Source organism: Jeotgalibaca caeni (genome assembly GCF_028863945.1).
GTDB classification, from domain to species: Bacteria; Bacillota; Bacilli; order Lactobacillales; family Aerococcaceae; genus Jeotgalibaca; species Jeotgalibaca caeni.
Genome location: NZ_JARBEA010000049.1, coordinates 1 through 19,390, shown reverse-complemented (window position 1 = coordinate 19,390; position 19,390 = coordinate 1). Strand labels below are relative to the sequence as shown.

At 34.1% G+C, this 19,390-nt stretch carries 14 protein-coding genes; 13 read left to right on the top strand and 1 reads right to left on the bottom strand.

Annotated features, from left to right (window positions below; all coding sequences use genetic code 11):
• Positions 1-122 precede the first annotated feature (122 nt).
• From PVE40_RS09960 to PVE40_RS09900, 13 genes are all read left to right on the top strand, one after another.
• Complete coding sequence (locus tag PVE40_RS09960; RefSeq protein ID WP_274731773.1) at positions 123-1,418, top strand: ABC transporter substrate-binding protein; 1,296 nt, start codon at positions 123-125, stop codon at positions 1,416-1,418.
• A gap of 103 nt (positions 1,419-1,521) precedes the next feature.
• On the top strand, positions 1,522-2,412 hold the full coding sequence (locus PVE40_RS09955; RefSeq protein WP_274731772.1) for a carbohydrate ABC transporter permease: 891 nt from the start codon (positions 1,522-1,524) through the stop codon (positions 2,410-2,412).
• Positions 2,409-3,281: a carbohydrate ABC transporter permease gene (locus tag PVE40_RS09950; RefSeq protein WP_274731771.1), complete on the top strand. Its 873-nt coding sequence runs from the start codon at positions 2,409-2,411 to the stop codon at positions 3,279-3,281. Before PVE40_RS09955 ends, PVE40_RS09950 begins: the two co-directional genes overlap by 4 nt.
• A gap of 25 nt (positions 3,282-3,306) precedes the next feature.
• A complete protein-coding gene (locus tag PVE40_RS09945) occupies positions 3,307-3,900 on the top strand; it encodes a hypothetical protein (protein WP_274731770.1) in 594 nt (197 codons plus the stop codon).
• 107 nt (positions 3,901-4,007) lie between these two features.
• Positions 4,008-5,453: a glycoside hydrolase family 1 protein gene (locus PVE40_RS09940; protein WP_274731769.1), complete on the top strand. Its 1,446-nt coding sequence runs from the start codon at positions 4,008-4,010 to the stop codon at positions 5,451-5,453.
• A 474-nt stretch (positions 5,454-5,927) separates the two neighbouring features.
• A complete protein-coding gene (locus PVE40_RS09935) occupies positions 5,928-6,881 on the top strand; it encodes an ABC transporter permease (RefSeq protein WP_274731774.1) in 954 nt (317 codons plus the stop codon).
• A gap of 19 nt (positions 6,882-6,900) precedes the next feature.
• On the top strand, positions 6,901-7,815 hold the full coding sequence (locus tag PVE40_RS09930) for a carbohydrate ABC transporter permease (protein WP_274731768.1): 915 nt from the start codon (positions 6,901-6,903) through the stop codon (positions 7,813-7,815).
• 62 nt (positions 7,816-7,877) lie between these two features.
• Positions 7,878-9,512 carry an extracellular solute-binding protein gene (locus tag PVE40_RS09925; protein ID WP_274731767.1) on the top strand — a complete coding sequence of 545 codons (1,635 nt, stop codon included), beginning with the start codon at positions 7,878-7,880 and terminating at the stop codon, positions 9,510-9,512.
• Between the two features lie 133 nt (positions 9,513-9,645).
• A complete protein-coding gene (locus PVE40_RS09920) occupies positions 9,646-10,293 on the top strand; it encodes a YesL family protein (protein ID WP_274731766.1) in 648 nt (215 codons plus the stop codon).
• Complete coding sequence (locus PVE40_RS09915) at positions 10,290-12,581, top strand: helix-turn-helix domain-containing protein (RefSeq protein WP_274731765.1); 2,292 nt, start codon at positions 10,290-10,292, stop codon at positions 12,579-12,581. The genes PVE40_RS09920 and PVE40_RS09915 overlap by 4 nt, the downstream gene beginning before the upstream one ends.
• Positions 12,582-12,853: 272 nt before the next feature.
• Positions 12,854-14,440, top strand: coding sequence for a glycoside hydrolase family 3 protein (locus PVE40_RS09910; protein WP_274731764.1), 1,587 nt, complete (start codon positions 12,854-12,856; stop codon positions 14,438-14,440).
• Between the two features lie 21 nt (positions 14,441-14,461).
• Positions 14,462-15,781 (top strand): glycoside hydrolase family 140 protein, encoded by a 1,320-nt coding sequence (locus PVE40_RS09905; protein ID WP_274731763.1) that lies wholly within the window; start codon positions 14,462-14,464, stop codon positions 15,779-15,781.
• A 17-nt stretch (positions 15,782-15,798) separates the two neighbouring features.
• Complete coding sequence (locus PVE40_RS09900) at positions 15,799-18,357, top strand: beta-mannosidase (protein WP_274731762.1); 2,559 nt, start codon at positions 15,799-15,801, stop codon at positions 18,355-18,357.
• Positions 18,358-18,433: 76 nt separating this feature from the next.
• Here the strand turns inward: PVE40_RS09900 and PVE40_RS09895 are convergent, their stop codons facing one another.
• Positions 18,434-19,222, bottom strand: coding sequence for an AraC family transcriptional regulator (locus PVE40_RS09895; RefSeq protein ID WP_274731761.1), 789 nt, complete (start codon positions 19,220-19,222; stop codon positions 18,434-18,436).
• Between the last annotated feature and the right edge of the window lie 168 nt (positions 19,223-19,390).

Below are 19,390 nucleotides of genomic sequence, written 5' to 3'. Positions count from 1 at the left end.
ATTACCAGACGCCACTAGAAGTGTTTTTGAGTTACCTAGACGAATCTACTTTGTCTAGCTTAAATTGACAAATCAAAAAATCAAGAATGTAATCGTTTTCTTGATAAGGAGGAAGAAGAAAAATGAGGGAATGGAAAAAATTATTAAGTTTTGCATCCATTGCGCTTCTTTTAGGAGCCTGCGGAAGTACAGGTATAAGCAACAGCGATAGTTCTGGAGGAGAAAAAGCCACAATAACATTTGTCAATAACAAGACAGACTGGGAAGGAAATGGAAAATGGGATGAATACATAGCCGAATTTAATGAACAGTATCCTGACATTGAAGTTTTAATTGAAACGAGTACGGACTATGCTGGAGACATAAAAACTAGAATGAACTCAGAGGAATATGGAGACGTATTCATGCTTCCATCTACTGTTAATCCTAAAGACTACTCATATTTTATGGAACCACTGGGAGATCAATCTGAATTTGAAGATAAGTTTTTTGGAATTGGTAAAAACTCATATGATAATGTTACCTATGCCGTTCCGGTTATGATGAATCCGTATGGAATGATTGTAAATAATACAGTGTTTGAAGACGCAGGTGTTGCTGAAATTCCTACTACCCCTGAAGATTTTATTAATGCTCTAAAACAGATAAAGGAAGCCAATCCAGATGTTACACCTTTGAATACAAACTATGCCTCTAACTGGGCAATGGGGAGTTGGGATTTAGTAGGTACGTCGGTAGCTGGTAATGAAGATTTTATTAATGATATCTCTGAAGACCCGGATGCTTTTTCTGAAGGTGAACCTCTCTATACAATCTATAATATTTTGTATACTACTGCGGCAGAAGGCTTGATTGAAAATGATCCATCAACTACAGACTTTGAGCAAACTAAGCAAGACATGGCAGATGGTAAAATTGGAGTAATGGTATTTGGAAGTTGGGCGCTTCCGCAAGTTCAAGAAAAGAATCCAGATAATGCAGATAATATTTCATTTGAAGCTTTCCCTGTAACTGCTCCAGACGGAAATCAATATGTCAACATTGGTCCTGAATATGGTTTAGCCGTCAATGTACACAGCAAGGAAAAGGAAGCTGCTCGTAAATTTTTAGATTGGTTCGTCAATGATTCTAATTTTGCTGAAGATAATGGAGCTTTGCCAACATTAAAAGATAGTGGTTCTGAATTACTGAAACCACTTGAAGAAAAAGGTATTAAGATTATCGAACAAGCTCCAGCTCCTGAAGGAAAAGAATCTTTATATACAGATGTAAAAAATGAATCTGAAGCGATGGCTGAAAGAGAAAAACAAAGAATTATAGATGCTGCTATTGGAAATACAACTGAAAAGTTTGAAGAAATCATGGGAGACTTAAATAGAAGATGGGGAGAAGCTGTAGAAAAATTTAGCAGTCAATAAAAATAAATAAGTATCCCAATCAATTGATTGGGATACTTCATCCATTTATATTCTGTGTTTTCGATATGGTTATGGCAAGCTTGATAATAGGTGGGGTAAAATTATGAGAAAAAAAAAGCATGGAGTGAACGGTACACAAAAAAAATGGATTGTTTTCATTTTTACTATCATTCCCATTAGTTTGTTACTATTGTTTTCCTATTTTCCTTTGATAAAAATGTTCCAATACAGTGTAACAGATTGGGATGGGCTAAGGCCGGTGAGTAATTTTGTGGGAGTGGAAAACTACAAAACTGTGTTTACTGATTCCGAATATTTCACAGTATTTCGAACGAGTCTATACTATTTTGTAGCTACTTTTATCCAGTTAGGAATTGCCTTGCTATTTGCAACGATTCTTTCTTTTAAAGTAAAATTTGCTAATTTTTGGAAAGGTGCTTTATTCTTTCCGTATTTACTAAATGGAGTTGCCATAGGATTTATATTTTTATATTTCTTCAAACCGGATGGCACGCTGGATACTGTTTTAACATTTATAGGATTAGAAGACCAAATTCGTTTCTGGCTGGGAGATAGTTCTCTTAACAATATATCATTGGCATTTACTTCCATATGGAGATTTATGGGATTTAACTTTTTAATCCTATTAGGAGCTATCCAATCCATTAATCCAGAGGTATATGAGGCATCTGAAATAGATGGAGCAAATAAATGGCAACAATTTCGATTTATCATTGTACCTTCGATTAAGGAAATCATTTATCTGAACCTTGTTTTGGGTATTAGTGGAGCAATCAGTGTATTTGAAGTTCCTTATGTAATGACTGGCGGATCTAATGGGACCGAAACATTTGTGATTAAGACAATTAATACAGCCTTCCAGTTTAATAAAGTCGGTCTTGCTTCAGCTATGGCATTGATATTATTAGCTATTGTACTTGTTGTTACGCTGATACAAAGATTAATTACGAGTGAGAAGGTGACAAGAAAATGAACGATGGAACACTTATTAAAGAAAAAACAAGAAGGAAAAAAAAGATAACAGGGATCCAATTGATTGCTATATGTGCTAAATATTTTGTTTTGATCTTGGGGGCTACCATTTCGATCCTTCCGCTTTTAGTTGTTTTTATTGGTTCCTTTAAGTCTAATGCAGATTTTGTGTCTTCAGGAGTTCTAGAACTTCCAAAAGAGATTGATTACTCCAACTATAAAACTGCATTTGTAAATGGAAAGATGCTCCTTGGATTTAGAAATACTGCTTTTATTTTTATTGTCAGCATGGCAGGGAAACTTTTACTAGGTACGATGTTTGCTTATGCGGTTAATAGATTCCAATTTAGATTTAAAAAAGTGATGATGGCTTTATTTTTACTTGCCACTCTTATTCCGGCAATCACAAATCAAGTTGCTACCTTCCAAATTATTAATAGCTTGGGTTTATTCAATACAGTTTGGTCGGTTATCATTTTAAATATAGGAACAGATGTAATGTCACTTTATATATTCCTGCAGTATTTGGATGAAATTCCTGTATCATTAGATGAATCAGCCTTAATTGACGGGGCAACGTATGTCCAAATTTTTAGAAAGATCATTCTTCCTAATTTAAAAGCACCTATGGTGACCGTTTTAATTGTAAGAGGTGTTGCTATTTATAATGATTTCTATAATCCGTTCCTTTACATGCCAAAAGGCACGCTAAAAGTAATTTCAACCGCTTTGTTTGCTTTTAAAGGGCCTTATGGGTCTAATTGGCCAGTGATTTTGGCAGGTGTGGTAATAGTAGTAGTGCCCATTTTAATCTTATTTATCGCACTTCAAAAATATATTTATAATGGAATGATGGGCTCGGTTAAATAAAATTTTAGAAAATGGAGGTCAATAAATGAATGAAAAAAGCATTCTATTTATAGAAAAACTTTACAAAATTATCTATGCTTCTTTCCTTTTCTGGAAGTGGATGCTTAAAAAAGGAATTCTATATGGATATCTTTCTTCCTCTACTCTTCTAATTGATTATACGGAGAATTTTCAAAAGCAGAAAGCTTCAATAACAAAAAAAGAAAAGGATGAAATTTATGATGTGAAGTATGGACCTTTGTTTTCATTTTTTTTAGAGTTGGCTACGATTGTTTCAATAAGTTTTCCTTTTGCGATAAGAGTTATATCTGTTAACAGTGTATTAAGAGTGCTTTTGTGCACGATTTTTATCACGATAACAGTTTTTCTTTGGATATATGCTATCCACTTAAGTTATCAAGTCTATTTCTTTAAATCAAACAAGGTTTTAATAAATGATAAAACACTATATATATGTGCTTTTCTTAGTATGATGAAAAATGGTTATAGGAGCCTCAAGGTATTCATGTTATTAGTGTTAGCATTATTATTAGGATATGCCAATATAGTCGTGCTGTTTTTTTTCATACCAAGTAGTTTATGTTTAATTTTTAATAAAATGTTCATAAAACTTACTTGAAAATAAAGTGAGATAAAAGTAATTTTTTCAAATTGCATTTAAGAAGTAATGAAGATAAAAACTATTTGTGAGACAGGAAGATATGAAGAAAAGGAATGTAATAATACATGGAATTACAATTTAATTCAGAATTTTGGTGGGGAGCGGCTACTTCTGGTCCGCAAAGCGAAGGACGGTTTCATAAGAAACATGCAAATCAGTATGACTACTGGTATGAGACGAAACCGGAGGAGTTCTATAACTATGTAGGCCCTGATACTGCATCGAATTTCTATAACAGTTTTAAAGAAGATATTGCTCTTATGAAAGAAGTAGGCTTGAATTCGGTTCGTACTTCGATCCAATGGTCACGTCTTATTGATGACTTGGAAGAAGGAACGGTAAATGAAGATGGTGTTCGTTTTTATAACGAAGTTATTGATGAATTTCTAAAGAATAACATTAGACCTATAGTGAATCTTTGCCACTTTGATATTCCCATTGAACTTTATCAAAAATATGGAGGCTGGGAATCTAAATATGTAGTGGACCTCTACGTGAAGTTTGCAGCACAATGTTTTCGTTTTTTTGGGGACCGAGTTGTGGATTGGATTACGTTCAATGAACCGATTGTAATTGTAAGCGGTGGTTACTTAAGTCAGTCCCATTTTCCTAAACTAAAAGACGGTAAAAAAGCAGTGCAAGTTGCATATAATCTTCAACTTGCTTCTGCAAAATGTATTGAACTTTTTCGCAAAACAAACAAGAATCCGAATGGACGCATTGGTATCATATTAAATTTGACACCGTCTTATCCTGCAACAAATAATGAAGAGGATCAAAAGGCAGCACAATTTGCGGATTTATGGGCAAATCGTTTATTCCTAGATGCTTCGATTAAGGGTGAATTTCCTGAAGAGCTTCTTCAAATTCTAAAAAAAGATAATGTTTTGTGGAAAACAACTTACGAAGAGTTGAAGATCATCAAGGAGAATACAATTGACTATCTAGGTGTAAATTATTATCATCCTCATCGAGTTCAAAAGCCTGCGGTATCGTCTAATAGTCTAGCCATCGAATGGACGCCAGAATTATATTACAACGATTACGATATGCCTGGACGTAGGATGAACATGGATCGAAATTGGGAAATATATCCTCAAGCTATTTATGACATTGCTAAGAATATAAAGGAGAATTATGGAAATATTCCTTGGTTTGTCTCAGAGAATGGAATGGGTGTAAGCAGAGAGGAACGTTTCTTGGATGAAAAGGGAGTCATTCAAGATGACTACCGTATTCAGTATATTTCTGAACATTTATATTGGTTAAAAAAAGGAATCGAGAAGGGTAGTAATTGCTTTGGCTACCATATGTGGACCCCCATTGATTGTTGGTCTTGGAGTAATGCCTATAAAAATCGATATGGCTTTATTTCAAATAATATTTCTACTCAAATAAAAACAATCAAGAAATCAGGATATTGGTTCAAGGAAGTAGCAGAAAGTGGAATGATTAGGATGCCGGATGAATGGAAATCTTTCGAAAAGTTAGAAAACAAGAAGACGATATAATAGGATAGCTTTTTCTAAATATGTAAGAAAAACTTTGATAAAACATGAAACATAAAAGAACAATAAATTTTAAAAGTTAGAGAGATTTCACTGGAACGTTTACTCCAGTGAAATCTGCTTTTATAAATAAGATCATCTTTAGTTATTATCAGAAAAGGCTTTAAATCAGCATTTTAAGAATAAATTATTAAAAATAACATATTGAATACAATTTTATAAATGCATAAACTTAGACTATAAACTTAAATGAAATTGTATTTTTCGAATTATGTACTTTTAATTCTAACAGTAGCGATAAATACTAATTAAAGAGCATACGGTAGATACAATTTAACATTTTTAGTAAAAATGTAAGCGCTGTTAAAGGAGGAGTAAAGAATGCAAAATAAAACCGCTCAGAAAACATCGGACTATATGGAGAGAACTACTTCAGTTATGAATCGAAGTGAGTCAGAAAGCTTGTCGAAGGATAAGATGGATGAGAAAGTGGTAGTGAAAAGGAGAGAGAAGACAAAAATAAGAGATAAGAAAAAATGGAAAAGAATAAAAAATAATTGGCAATTGTATGTATTAATTCTCCCTGCGTTTCTATTTTTTGCAATTTTTGCTTATGGACCGATGTATGGGGTCATCATTGCTTTCAAGAATTATATCCCAACTTTAGGTATTTGGGGAAGTCCTTGGGTTGGAATGAATCATTTTAAGCAGTTTTTTAATTCCTACTATTTCTGGGATTTAATTAAAAACACTGTAGGAATTCAGGTATATTCCCTAATTGTTGGTTTTCCATTACCCATTATACTAGCCTTAGTTTTAAACGAAGCTAAAAATGGTATTTTTAAGAAGTTTACGCAAACGGTTACTTATGCACCTAATTTTATTTCAACAGTTGTAATGGTAGGTATGATTACAGCTTTCCTAGATCCATCAACGGGTATCATTAATCATTTTCTAGAATTAATTGGAATTGATTCAGTAGCGTTTATGAGTGAACCAAAATGGTTTAAAACAGTTTATGTAATATCTGGTATTTGGCAAGGGACAGGGTGGAGTTCTGTAATCTATATGGCGGCACTCTCAGGAGTAGATCCATCTTTACATGAAGCAGCACAGGTTGATGGTGCATCTAGGCTACAACGAATTTGGCACATAAATATCCCAACTATTGTCCCGACAATGGTAGTATTGTTTATTTTAAATGTAGGTAGTTTATTCGCAATGGGCTACGAAAAAATTCTCTTAATGCAAAATCCTTTGAATCTCTCTGCTTCAAATGTGATCTCAACTTTTGTTTATGAGCAAGGGTTATTAGGTGGGCAATACAGCTATTCAGCAGCAGTAGGTCTCTTCAATGCAGCCATTAACGCGATATTGCTTATTATTGTTAACAAAGTAGCCAGCAAGGTAAGTGAATCAAGCCTGTGGTAAGGAGAAAGGAGAATAATATATGAATAACTCAAGTAAAATTGCAGAGACAAAAAGAGATAAAGCTTTCAATGTCTTCATCTATATATTTCTTACAGTTGCTCTATTAATTGTATTGTACCCCTTAATATATGTTATTTCTGCATCAATTAGTGAACCTGTAGCAGTGAACTCTGGGAGAATGTGGTTGTGGCCAGTTGATATTACATTTGAAGGATATAAAGAGATTTTCTCTAATAGAGATATATGGCAAGGTTATAAGATGACTATTTTCTATACAGTAGCTGGAACGTTAATTAGTCTATTTATTACAATTCCCTGTGCATATGCAATGGCGAGGCCGGATTTTTATGGAAAAGAGATTTTTACAAAGTTTTTGTTAGTCACGATGTTTGTAAGTGGTGGCTTAATTCCTGGATATTTATTGATTAAATCTCTTGGATGGATTAATACCGTCTGGGCAATATTAATCCCAGGATCTGCTTCCGTTTATAATATCGTGGTTACACGTTCATTTTTCCAATCTTCAATTCCTTGGGAAATGCAAGAAGCGGCTATTATTGATGGAGCTTCTACATTCAAAATTTTTACTCGAGTAATACTCCCGCTTTCAGCTCCTATTATTGCCGTAATGACATTGTATTATGGTGTTGGAAGATGGAATAGTTATTTCGATGCGCTTGTATATTTATCGGATAAAAGCTTATATCCATTACAAATGGTATTAAGACAAATTTTGGTATTACAGGATATTCAACAAAGCAATGTAGGTGTAATTGATCAGAATATAGTTGATGCAATGACAAGTAAGGAGCAACTAGCTTCAATTATTAAGTATGGTGTTATGATTGTGTCATCTATCCCTGTAATTGTCTTTTATCCGTTTATTCAAAAATATTTTGCGAAAGGAGTCATGGTGGGTTCATTAAAAGGTTAATTACGATTTGCTAGGTATTGTTATTTCAAAAAACTAACGAATAGGAAAGTGAGGAAAATTATATGAGATATAATAAAAAGAGGGTTATAAATGGATTGTTTTCTGTAGCAACTATTTTATTATTGGCAGCTTGTGGGTCAGATAGTCCAGAGGGAGGAAGCACAAATGCAGGTGGAACAACAGATTCAAGCGTTACAGTTGCAAAAGAAGGATTCCCGATTACTGAGGAAGTAATGTCAATGACTGCAATGGCTCCGAATGTTGCGGGCGTTGAATGGGGAGACATGCCGCCACTTATGGCCTATGAGGAAATGACCAATATTCAAGTTGCATATAACACGCCACCGCGTGATGATTTTGCAACGAAATTAAACTTAGCTTTCGCAAGTAATGATTTACCGGATATGATAATTTCTGCGACTTCAAGTAATTTAACTCCGGAAATGGAAGTAGAATATGGTAACCAAGGAGTTCTTCTCCCGCTAGAAGATTTAATTCCCGAATATGCACCGAACTTTGATAAATTATTAGGTGAAAACCCAGATATTCGTAAATCCATCACCGCTCCTGATGGACATATTTATTCTCTTCCTACTGTTGTAAAAACAGAAGCAGGAATTAGAGCAAATGTTTCGCTTTGGTATAATGGTCCATGGATGGAATCTGTAGGAGTTACAGAAATTCCAAAAACAACAGATGAATTATATGATTTATTGGTGAAATTTAGGGATGAAGATCCAAACGGAAATGGAGAAAAAGATGAAATTCCACTTTCCTCTGCAGGAACAAGTGAGCTTCATATTTGGATGCTCGGCGCATTCGGTATGAAGACGCGAGGAATTGAAGAACAAGATGGAACGGTTGTTTTTACGCCCATTTTGGAAAGTTATAAACATTACCTCGAATATATGAATAAGCTTTATTCTGAAGGACTACTAGACAGAGATTTATTTTCACAATCCCGAGATCAACATAAAGCAAAAGGACAATCTGACAAATTGGGATTGTTTCCTGCATTCCATTCTTATAATTTAACAGATAAACCCATTGATGAAGCTATGGAAGATCCAATGTTTGGTCCACTGACGAGTGAATATAATGATACACCAATCATGTCCATGAGTGCTGGGCTGTCGAGAGCAGCTTTTGCTATAACCAATAATAATCCTTCTCCTGAAGCTGCTTTACGTTGGGTAGACTATTTTTATTCAGAAGAAGGAGCACTATTTTATAAACAAGGACCTGAAAATGGTATTTGGGAATATCAAACAAATGAAGCCGGAGAACAAGTTAAAGTATATCTCAATGGCATGGATGGAACAATGCAACCTGATTATGGTTTGAATTCTCCGACTATAAGACTGGATTCATTAAATGAAAACCCTATTCTAGAAGATGCGAATGCTATAAGTTCGTCTGAATATATTGAATTTGATAAGCAAGAGGTAAAGGAAAAGTTAGCTCCATATGGTGAAGTTGCTTATCCTTTAGTTTATCTAACTGAAGAAGAGCAGAATGTCATTAGTTCTGTTACAGTAGACTTAGAAACTTATGTAGAACAAATGGAAGCGCAGTTTATCACGGGTGTAGAACCTTTATCTAATTGGGATTCTTATGTAGAAACAATTGAATCTATGAACATTGATGAATATATTCAAGTCTATCAAGATGCTTACGATCGTTGGGCAGAAAGCTGATTCCTATATAGGAAAAAAGAACAACCCTGCTACAATGGAGATGTTGTAGCAGGATTGTTCACATTTTAATATTAGTTCAAAAATAAGCAATAGAAATAAGTAAATTTCTGAAGAATTAATAGGAGTGTAAGTAATGGATAAAAGAACTGGATTTGTAAAATTAAATTATAATTTAGGTCAAGTAATATTGAAGGGAGTAGCTTTACAACTGCTATTTATACTATATTCCCTTCGTGGACTGATCATTTTTGGTTTTTTTCCAGCACTTTTCACTTCGTTTAAAATTGTTTATGAAGAACTATTACACTACTATGACAAAGAAAGAAAAGAGCTATATTTTTCAGACTATCAAAGTATGTATAGAACATTTTTTAAGAAATACTTTACTGAGACTAACAAATTAGGATGGATGATATTAATAGTCGGATTATTTTTCCTCCTTGATTTCAAAATGTCCGAAACTTTTATTCAGTCATCTATTTTCCATCTACTATTACTCATTTTATTTTCATTATACTTAGGTGTTTCCCTTTATGTCTTTCCCGTTTTTTCTAGGTATGAAATGAAGACATTTCACTACTTTAAACAAGCATTTTTTATACTTATTAGTAATATCATAAATATGATTGCGATAGTTATTGGATTAATCTTAATAACATTAATTTTTACTATATTTCCGGTGCTGTCGCTCGTTATGGGGGTACCCTTACTGATTTTTCCTATTAGTTGGTTTTCACTTCAGGCATTTATGAGAATAGAGGAGGCGAATATGGCAGAATGAAAAAAAAGGGAATTAAACATTCCATAAAAAATTATTCACAGTTATTTTATAAGTACCTTCTGTCATATTTTTTTGTTTTTATGCTCCCTTTTTCTATTTTATCGTTCAGTTGGTATAGTACAACAAAAAACAATTTGGATCATCAACTTGAAAGTGCTAACGAGAATAATTTGTGGCAAGTACAAAATTCTATTACTCAACACTTGCAACAATTAGAGCATCTTGCAAATAGGATAACTTATGATTCTGATTTTTCATCTCACATGGATGCCACTGGTTATTCAGGGATAGAAATTAAATCAAATCTATTAAAGTATAAATTGAATAGCAGTATCGTGTCTGAAATTTACTTAACTTTCCACAAGAATCCTCATTTTTTATATTCCGCCAGTGGAACTTACGGTATTCAAACACTGCTAGACAAGTATGACGCAAATGATGCAAAGGTAGAAGAACTATTGATGACAAATATACCATTGCTATTTATGACAAATGATGAGGAAACCCAGACAAATGAAACACTTCGATCAAATGAAGTCCTTTTCTTTGTACCAATCACCAGTGGTGGAGCTAGTTACGGGACTGTGATATACGCTCTTGATATGAATGTTATAAGGACAGAGATAAGTATGATTTTAGAAAATTCAAACGGAGCTGTTTTACTAGTTGATAATCAGAACAATTTGATGACAAGTGTAGATAATGACAATATTTTACCGGAATTAAATAAAAGTACACTATTTGAAAATGCGGATCAGAATAGTTTAAGAGTCAAAGGGAGAACTTACTATGTGAATTATGATGAAAATCCTTATGGTTACTTCCAAATTCTATCTTTAATTTATACTCCTTTACTAAGTTCTAGCTTATCTCAATTTTTATGGACCTTCTTTCTTGGAATTGTAATAGCATTTATCATAGGAGCTATTAGTACATATATTGTAGCAAATAAACAATATAAATCTATAAAAAAATTAGAAAAAATGCTTTCCGATAAAGAATTAGTGAATGAAAGGTACTCCTATGATAAACAAGCATATAATGAACTCACTATTTTAGAAGAAGGGATAAAAAACTTTTTGGAGAGAAGCAAAAAACTAGTGGAACAAACTGACTTTCAGGTCCCATACGTTAGAAGGCAATTATTACGTGAATTACTAGACGGGAAATTGAAAGATACGTCGAAAGCAAATATATTATTTGAGACAATTAATATGGATTTAAATAAAGAAAACTTTATAGTGATGTATATTGATACAAAAAGAAAACAAGATGTTCTCTCGGAATATAATGACAACGTTATGGAATCATTATCTGTTCTTCAAGAAGAAAATTACGTTGCCTATGCTACCGAATTGTTTAATGACCCTACGGAAGATCCTTCAATAGTTTATGTAATAAATTATGACTCGAATTTTAAGCCATCATTTGATGAAAGAAATATCATAGAGGATATTTTGCAAAAAATAGAAATTGCTATGGGTTCGAAATTTGTTGCCTTTGTGGGATGTAGCTACACTGAAATCAATAGAATAAACCAATCGTATATTGAATGCTTGGTAGCAAGAGATTCGTATATCTTTACAAAAAATAAACATATTATCTATTTTGATGATATAAAAAATGATACGAAAAAGCAGGGTAGTAAGCCTTTCTTTTCTAAGGAACAAGAACTGAAATTTATCTCAAGTCTTCAACAAGGAGATATGGAAGTTGCAATTGAAAGTCTGGACGCTATGCTTAGAGACATTGAAGAAACAGATCAAGGTCCTAATAATAGTAAAATTCGACTTAGCTATTTGATTTATATGATATTACGAATTGGCGATGAAAATGGTATGGAAGAGATTGGCTCTATGCTTAATGAAATTAATAATTTTAAGTTAACCGAGAATCTGAAAGTATACCTGTATCAAGTTGTCAGAGAAATTTGTAAATTCATTAATTTAGAAAAAGATAAAAAAAGAAATGCCTTACGTAGTCAGATTTTCGAATATATTGAATCTAATTTTGACTCACACGAAATTTCATTGGATAGTATGGCAAATATATTTGGTTTTTCAGTTTCTTATTTAAGTACATTCATTAAAGAAGAAAAAGGAATGACTTTTAGTAAATATATTCAAGATTTAAGGATTGGGAAGATAAAGAGGGAATTGATTGATACCAACTATCTGATAAAAGACATTATTCAAAATGCTGGATACTATGACGTACCAAATTTCACCCGTAAATTCAAAGAAATAGAAGGGATAACTCCTAGTCAATTTAGAAAAAAAAGCAGATGAAAAATTCCTAGGAAGAAAAAAATATCAGTGCTTACTTCCTCGCTTTTAGTTAATAGTAAGGCGAAGTTGTAGTTAGAAAATTCAAATAGCGTTATTAACAGGTAGAAACATCTATTGCAGATGTTTCACCCTATTTTTATTAAATCGTAGAAAAATTCAAATACTAATAGATTGCTTCATTCAATTACGCAATAGCTTTCATTATAATGAAAGCAGTTACAAAAAGATTTTAAAAAAGAACCTAATTAAGGTTTGGAAAAGAGGAATTAAAATTGAAATTTACTATTGAAGAATCTTCACAAGCAAAAGAGATTGTAGGAAAAATGGATTTTCGACAACTTCTGAATCAAGTGATTTGTCCTCACTATGGTAGAGCATCCTCAAGAGAAGTACAAGAATATGGCGGCGTTTTCTTCCATGCAGCTGAAAGAAATGAATTAATGAGATGTATTGATGAATTTAAGAATAAAAGTTCTATTCCTCCTTTTATTGTCAGTGACTTAGAGGCTGGAGCCGGCGATATGATCTTAGGTGCACAGAAATTTCCTTCCATGATGGCATTGAGTCAAACAAATTCACCAGAACTCGTCTATAAAGTAGGGGAAAGTGCCGGTAAAGAAGCATCGGACTTAGGTTATAATTGGACTTTTGCACCCGTAGCAGATTTGATTATGAATCCCGATGCTCCTGTTGTCACTACAAGAAGTGCAGGACAAGACCCCGACCATGTGATCAAGATGATTTCTGCATACGTAAAGGGAATACAAGAAAATGGCATGATGGCAACGGTTAAACATTTTCCTGGTGATGGGCACAGTTCCTATGATCAACATCTTACTACTCCAATTAATCCTTTGACTAAAAAAGAATGGAGAGAAACTTCCGGTAAAGTATTCAAAGAAATAATTGAATCAGGTGTAAAATGTGTCATGCCAGGCCATATTTCGCTTCCAGCTTTTGATGAAATTGATGAATATACGGGAGAGTATCCGCCTGCAACCATTTCAAAAAATCTATTGATTCATTTGCTTCGTGAAGAACTAGGCTTTGAAGGCTTGATTGTATCGGATGCTGTTGAAATGGGTGGTTTAGTAGGTTATCGTAATTACTTTGACGTTTGTGCACTTGCGCTAGAAAATGGAGTGGATGTTTTATTGTTTCCACGTGTGGATGAATACTTTTATGAAGAAATTCAAAAACGCGTTGATTCTGGAATGTTAAGTATGGAAAAACTACGGGAACGAGCGACAAGAATCATTTCCATGAAAATACAGGAAGGTCTATTCGAAGAACAGGAAGAGAAAAAAGTGTCAGCTCTGTCCGTTGAAGAAAAGGCTAGTATAGCAAAAGAAGTCGTTGAAAGAAGTATAACACTTGTAAAAGATAAGAATGGACTGATTCCATTTGCTATTAAAAAAGATACCAGAGTCTTACATTTGGTTATTATGAATAACTACGAGAAATATATGGATAACTTCGCTAGGATGAAGAGCGAACTTGAAAAATATAGTGACGATGTTAATCAATGGTTAGATCCAGGCCCCGATAAACTGTTCCAAGCAACAATGGAGAAGCAATTCGATTTGATTATTTGTTCGATTGGAAGCAGACATGAGCATGGATTAAATGTTATAAGATTACACGATAATATGGCTCGTAATATGATGGGAGGGTGGACGAAATTAGGTGTACCAGTCATCTTTGTTGCTCCTTACCATCCCTTGGTTCATAAAGAATATTCAACATCGATTGATACTATCATCAATACGTACGGAGAGATTCCTTTTACTGCTGAAGCTGTTATAAAAGGAATAACGGGTGAATTAGAATTGAGTCGAAAAATCTATGTGCATGATTAACGTTTGAGGAGAATCAGATAAATGCAACGTTTAAAGGTTAGTAATAATAAACGATTTCTTATGAAAGAAAATGGTGAGAGTTTTTTTTGGTTAGGAGATACTGCATGGGAGTTATTCCATAAACTGACCAAGGAAGATGCCAAATTTTATTTTGAAAATCGTTCTACGCTTGAGTTTAATGTAGTACAAGCAGTGTTGTTGGCGGAAGATTGTGGTTTGGAGAAAGAAAATGCTTATGGCCGTGTTCCTTTGTTACAAAACGAAGCTGGTATATTTGATCCCGGCATGCCGGATACATCTGGATCATATTCCTATTGGGAACATGTAGATTATCTTATTGATTTGGCGGAAACATATGAGATGTATGTCGCGCTTTTGCCAACCTGGGGAGACAAATTCAATCAAATGACTGGGAAAGGACCGGTTATATTTTCATCTGAGAATGCTTATCAATATGGGAAATGGCTGGGAAATCGCTATGTTGGAAAGAATAATATTATTTGGGTTCTAGGTGGAGACCGCGAACTATCCAAGAGCAGACATTTTCGGATTATTCAAGAAATGGCAAGAGGAATTCGTGAAATCATAGGAGAAAATCAATTGATGACTTTTCATCCAAAAGGCGGAGTATCCTCCTCCTATCATTTGCATGAGGAAGATTGGCTTGATTTTAACATGATTCAATCTAGTCATGGTGATGGACCTCGAACCAACTATAGAAATGTACAAGAAGATTTTTATCTTCAACCGATTAAGCCCACTATCGATTCTGAACCTTGTTATGAGGATCATCCTCGTGGTTTCCAAGGAGAAAGAGGATATTTTGATCAAGCAGATGTACGCCAAGCTGCTTATTATGCTGTCTTTTCTGGAAGCTTTGGCCATACTTATGGGCATAATTCGATCTGGGCAATGGTTTCCAATTTGGATAATGTACCAGTATCTTCTCCGATGAATAATTACTTTATTATGAGTTGGAAACAAGGATTGAATCGACCTGGGGCTTGGCAGATGCGACACTTAAAACATTTAATGGAATCTTTTGATTTTACAAAGAGTAGCCCAAAGCAAAATCTCATCGCAAGCAACTACAGTGGGGCAAATTATCTGGTTGCTTTAGAGGGAGAAAACTGTGCATTCATTTATTCGCCGAACGGTCTACGAATGAACGTTTCAGTTGAGGAATTTTCTACTGAGAAAATCCGTGCCAAGTGGTTTAATCCCCGTAATGGAGAATATTTGCTAATAGACGGAGATATTTCACTTCCATCTCATTTATTCGTACCCCCTACAAGTGGCAGAGGCGAAGACTGGGTTCTCGTCATGGAAAAAATAAAATAGGATAGTGAGGAAAAACTATGTTAACGTTACATCCATTTAAAAAATGGGAATTTAGAGAGAAGCTTGGTACTGAGTGGCTAGAGGGAGAAGTCCCCGGCAATGTTCATTCGGATTTATTACGACACGGTAAAATTCCGGACCCATTCAAGGGGAAAAATGAATTGGAATTACAATGGATCGATAAAACGGATTGGGAATACCGTACTACATTTGATTTAACAGTGGAAGCATTGAATCAAACCCATATCGAACTGGTTTTTGATGGATTAGACACTTACGCAGAGGTATATCTAAATAAGAATAAAATATTAAAGGCTGATAACATGTTTCGAACATGGAAAGTTGATATCAAAGAACATGTGAAGGCAGAAGAAAATGAATTATATGTGATATTTCCATCACCAACAGAAATTGGACTAAAAAAGTTGGACGATTTGGGATACGGTTTACCTGCCGCAAATGATTCTTCTGTAGTGGGGGGCATAGAAGACAAGCAAATCAGCAGTTTTACTCGTAAAGCACCATACCATTATGGATGGGACTGGGGCCCTCGTTTTATAACGATGGGTATCTGGAAAGAAGTTCGGATCGAAAGCTGGTCTGATGTGAAAATTGATGATGTATATATCCGCCAAAATAAAATTACAGATGAAGAAGCAAATATTACCGTTGTTACTGAGCTGATTTCTGACAGCAAGAGACAGTATTCGATTGAAGTGCTTGCTGAAGGTGTGCAGATCGAACAATCAGTTTCTTTGGAAGAAGGTCATAATGTAATCGAGGTAGATGCTGCCATCCAAAAACCTAAACTATGGTGGTCTCGTGGATTGGGTGACCAAACATTCTATCACTTTCAAGTAAATGTGAAAGATGGTAATAAAACCCTGGAACAGAAAAATACAAGAACAGGATTGCGTTCTATCCAATTGATTCGCGAGAAAGACACAAAATATGAAGGCACTACGTTCTATTTTGTTTTAAATGGCGTGCCGGTATTTGCTAAAGGTGCAAATCATATTCCAAATGACAGCTTTCTTACTGAAATATCTTATAATCGCTATCGTCATGAAATTTCATCTGCAGTGGAGTCCAATATGAATATGCTACGCGTTTGGGGTGGAGGTATTTATGAAAATAATGAATTCTATGATCTTTGTGATGAAAACGGGATTCTCGTATGGCAAGATTTCATGTTTGCTTGTGGAATGTACCCAGGGAACAATGCTTTCTTAGAAAGTGTCGAAGAAGAGGTAAAAGACAATGTAAAACGATTGAGAAATCATCCATCTATTGCTTTATGGTGTGGAAATAATGAAATCGATCTCGCATGGGCAAACTACGACGATGAGCGAGGGTGGGGCTGGAAACAACGATATACATTAGAACAAAGAGAAGAAATATGGACTGCTTATGAAGCCATTTTTCATGGTATTTTGCCTCTAGTTCTTGAATCACTACATACGGATGTAGACTATTGGCCATCTTCTCCTATGACTAATATGACTGGAGATTCAAGTCAACACTCCTTGCCATCTGCAATAGACGGCGATACGCACTACTGGAGTGTTTGGCATAATTCTCATCCTTATGAGGAATATAAGAACAATGTAAGCCATTTTGTATCTGAGTATGGATTCCAATCTATGCCTGAAATAAAGACCATACAAACATTTGCGGAAGAAAAAGATTTATTTTTAGAATCTGAAGTTATGCTCCTCCATCAAAAACATCCAACTGGAAATAAACTTTTACATAATTACATGAACATGTATACTCGAAAGCCAAAAGATTTTCCAGCTTTTGTTTACTTGAGCCAAGTAAATCAAGCACAGGCAATCCAAACTGCTATTGAAGCACATAGAAGAAGAAAACCTTATTGCATGGGATCTTTATACTGGCAAATGAATGACTGCTGGCCTGTTGCATCATGGTCTAGTATGGACTATTACGGAAGATGGAAAGCTCTTCAATATGGTGTGAAAAGAAGCTTTGAAGATGTTTTATTATCATTTGATGAAAACGATGGAATAATTAATCTCTACATTGTTTCAGATCTGGTAACACCTCTAAAGGGAACTGTGAAGATTCAATTATTCCATTTGAATGGTGATGAATTATTACACGATGAAAAGGAAATTGAAGTTTCATCAAATTCCGCTTTAAACGTGTTATCGTTAGATAAATTAGAAGTTATTCAGAATTGGAAAGAGAATGAGATTGTCTTTTATGCTGAACTAATAGTAGATAATAAGTGTGTCACAACGAAAGAGTTCTTGCTATTGCCGATGAAAGAATATGATTTCCAAAAACCTACATTTACGATAACTGAAACAGAAAAAAAAGGTGTAATCAAATTCACTTTAGAAACGGACACCTTTGCAAAGAGTGTCAGATTAATTAGCGAAAAAGAAGGGATTTTCAGTGATAATTATTTTGAATTGATTCCTGGAGTCAAGAAAGTCATTATTTTTTATGAAAGAGGATTTGGTGAAGAAGCATTTGTTCCTTCTCACCCAGGAGAATTACAAGTCCTATCTATGGTAGATTATATAAAGTCTAATGTCCCTATTCAATAAACCAATACGAAGAAATGGTATGACCCCTAAAGTGATTTTTATGTCCATCTTTAGGGGTATCTTCTGTTTTCTTCTTTTAGTTATCTGATCTCCATACGATAATATTTTCGTCTAAGAAAGTAGATGGAAGAGTTCCAGTCATTTTTTTAAAAACTTTATTAAAGTAGGACTGTTCACAAAAACCTAAATAATTAGAAATTTCACCAATGTTCATTGTTGAAGAGGTAAGTAAGTCACAGGCTACTGAGATTTTTATTTGTTGTTTGTATGCAGATATTGTCATACCTGTAGTTTTCTTAAATATACTACTTACATAATTAGAAGAGCGATCAACCATCTCAGCTAATTGTTCTATCGTGATGTTTTCACGATAGTGTTGTGTAATATAATCCTGTATTTGAGTAACGAGTACAAATGCTTTATCGTAATTTTTTCCTGAATCGACCTCTTCGTTAACCATCGTTAATAATTCCAAAATGATGCTATGATATAAAGTTGAGGCGTATTTTGGCTTTTTAAGCCAATGCTGGATCAAAAAAGACACTCGTTGCCTTAAATAATCACTTTGATGAAAAGAAATACAGACAGGTTCGTTATTACTTAATATAGGAAGTTCACCGCCATCTCCCTTATAATTAAAATGAATTACATACCATTTATGAGGAATAATACTAGTCGCACTTCTCGTTATGCTTTTTGGAATATAGAGTATGTCATCTTTTTTTAGATGGTAGTCTTTTCCATTTAAAGTATAAATGAGTTCCCCATGCGTAATCATCATCAATATATGATTATTTGTTTGGGATTCTCTTACAAGCCAATTCGGGAAAACTTCTTCATAATAAACTGAAATCGGTTCTAACATTTTATCCACCTCGAATTAATTATAATACAATCGTAGATATTTTCAAATATTAATAGAAAGACTCATTGTTATTGATTTCTGTTTTTTTTACAACGTCGATTGTAAAATTAAGCTAGACAAATAAATAAGCCATTCGTGGTACACTCAAAATGTAATTCCGCCAAAGAA

Bases quoted from the DNA above. Each gene is read 5' to 3' on its own strand.
- PVE40_RS09940 (WP_274731769.1), top strand. From the start codon at position 4,008: ATGGAATTACAATTTAATTCAGAATTTTGGTGGGGAGCGGCTACTTCT.
- PVE40_RS09950 (WP_274731771.1), top strand. From the start codon at position 2,409: ATGAACGATGGAACACTTATTAAAGAAAAAACAAGAAGGAAAAAAAAG.
- PVE40_RS09915 (WP_274731765.1), top strand. From the start codon at position 10,290: ATGAAAAAAAAGGGAATTAAACATTCCATAAAAAATTATTCACAGTTA.
- PVE40_RS09920 (WP_274731766.1), top strand. From the start codon at position 9,646: ATGGATAAAAGAACTGGATTTGTAAAATTAAATTATAATTTAGGTCAA.
- PVE40_RS09935 (WP_274731774.1), top strand. From the start codon at position 5,928: ATGGATGAGAAAGTGGTAGTGAAAAGGAGAGAGAAGACAAAAATAAGA.
- PVE40_RS09945 (WP_274731770.1), top strand. From the start codon at position 3,307: ATGAATGAAAAAAGCATTCTATTTATAGAAAAACTTTACAAAATTATC.
- PVE40_RS09930 (WP_274731768.1), top strand. From the start codon at position 6,901: ATGAATAACTCAAGTAAAATTGCAGAGACAAAAAGAGATAAAGCTTTC.
- PVE40_RS09905 (WP_274731763.1), top strand. From the start codon at position 14,462: ATGCAACGTTTAAAGGTTAGTAATAATAAACGATTTCTTATGAAAGAA.
- PVE40_RS09895 (WP_274731761.1), bottom strand. From the start codon at position 19,222: ATGTTAGAACCGATTTCAGTTTATTATGAAGAAGTTTTCCCGAATTGG.
- PVE40_RS09925 (WP_274731767.1), top strand. From the start codon at position 7,878: ATGAGATATAATAAAAAGAGGGTTATAAATGGATTGTTTTCTGTAGCA.
- PVE40_RS09960 (WP_274731773.1), top strand. From the start codon at position 123: ATGAGGGAATGGAAAAAATTATTAAGTTTTGCATCCATTGCGCTTCTT.
- PVE40_RS09900 (WP_274731762.1), top strand. From the start codon at position 15,799: ATGTTAACGTTACATCCATTTAAAAAATGGGAATTTAGAGAGAAGCTT.
- PVE40_RS09955 (WP_274731772.1), top strand. From the start codon at position 1,522: ATGAGAAAAAAAAAGCATGGAGTGAACGGTACACAAAAAAAATGGATT.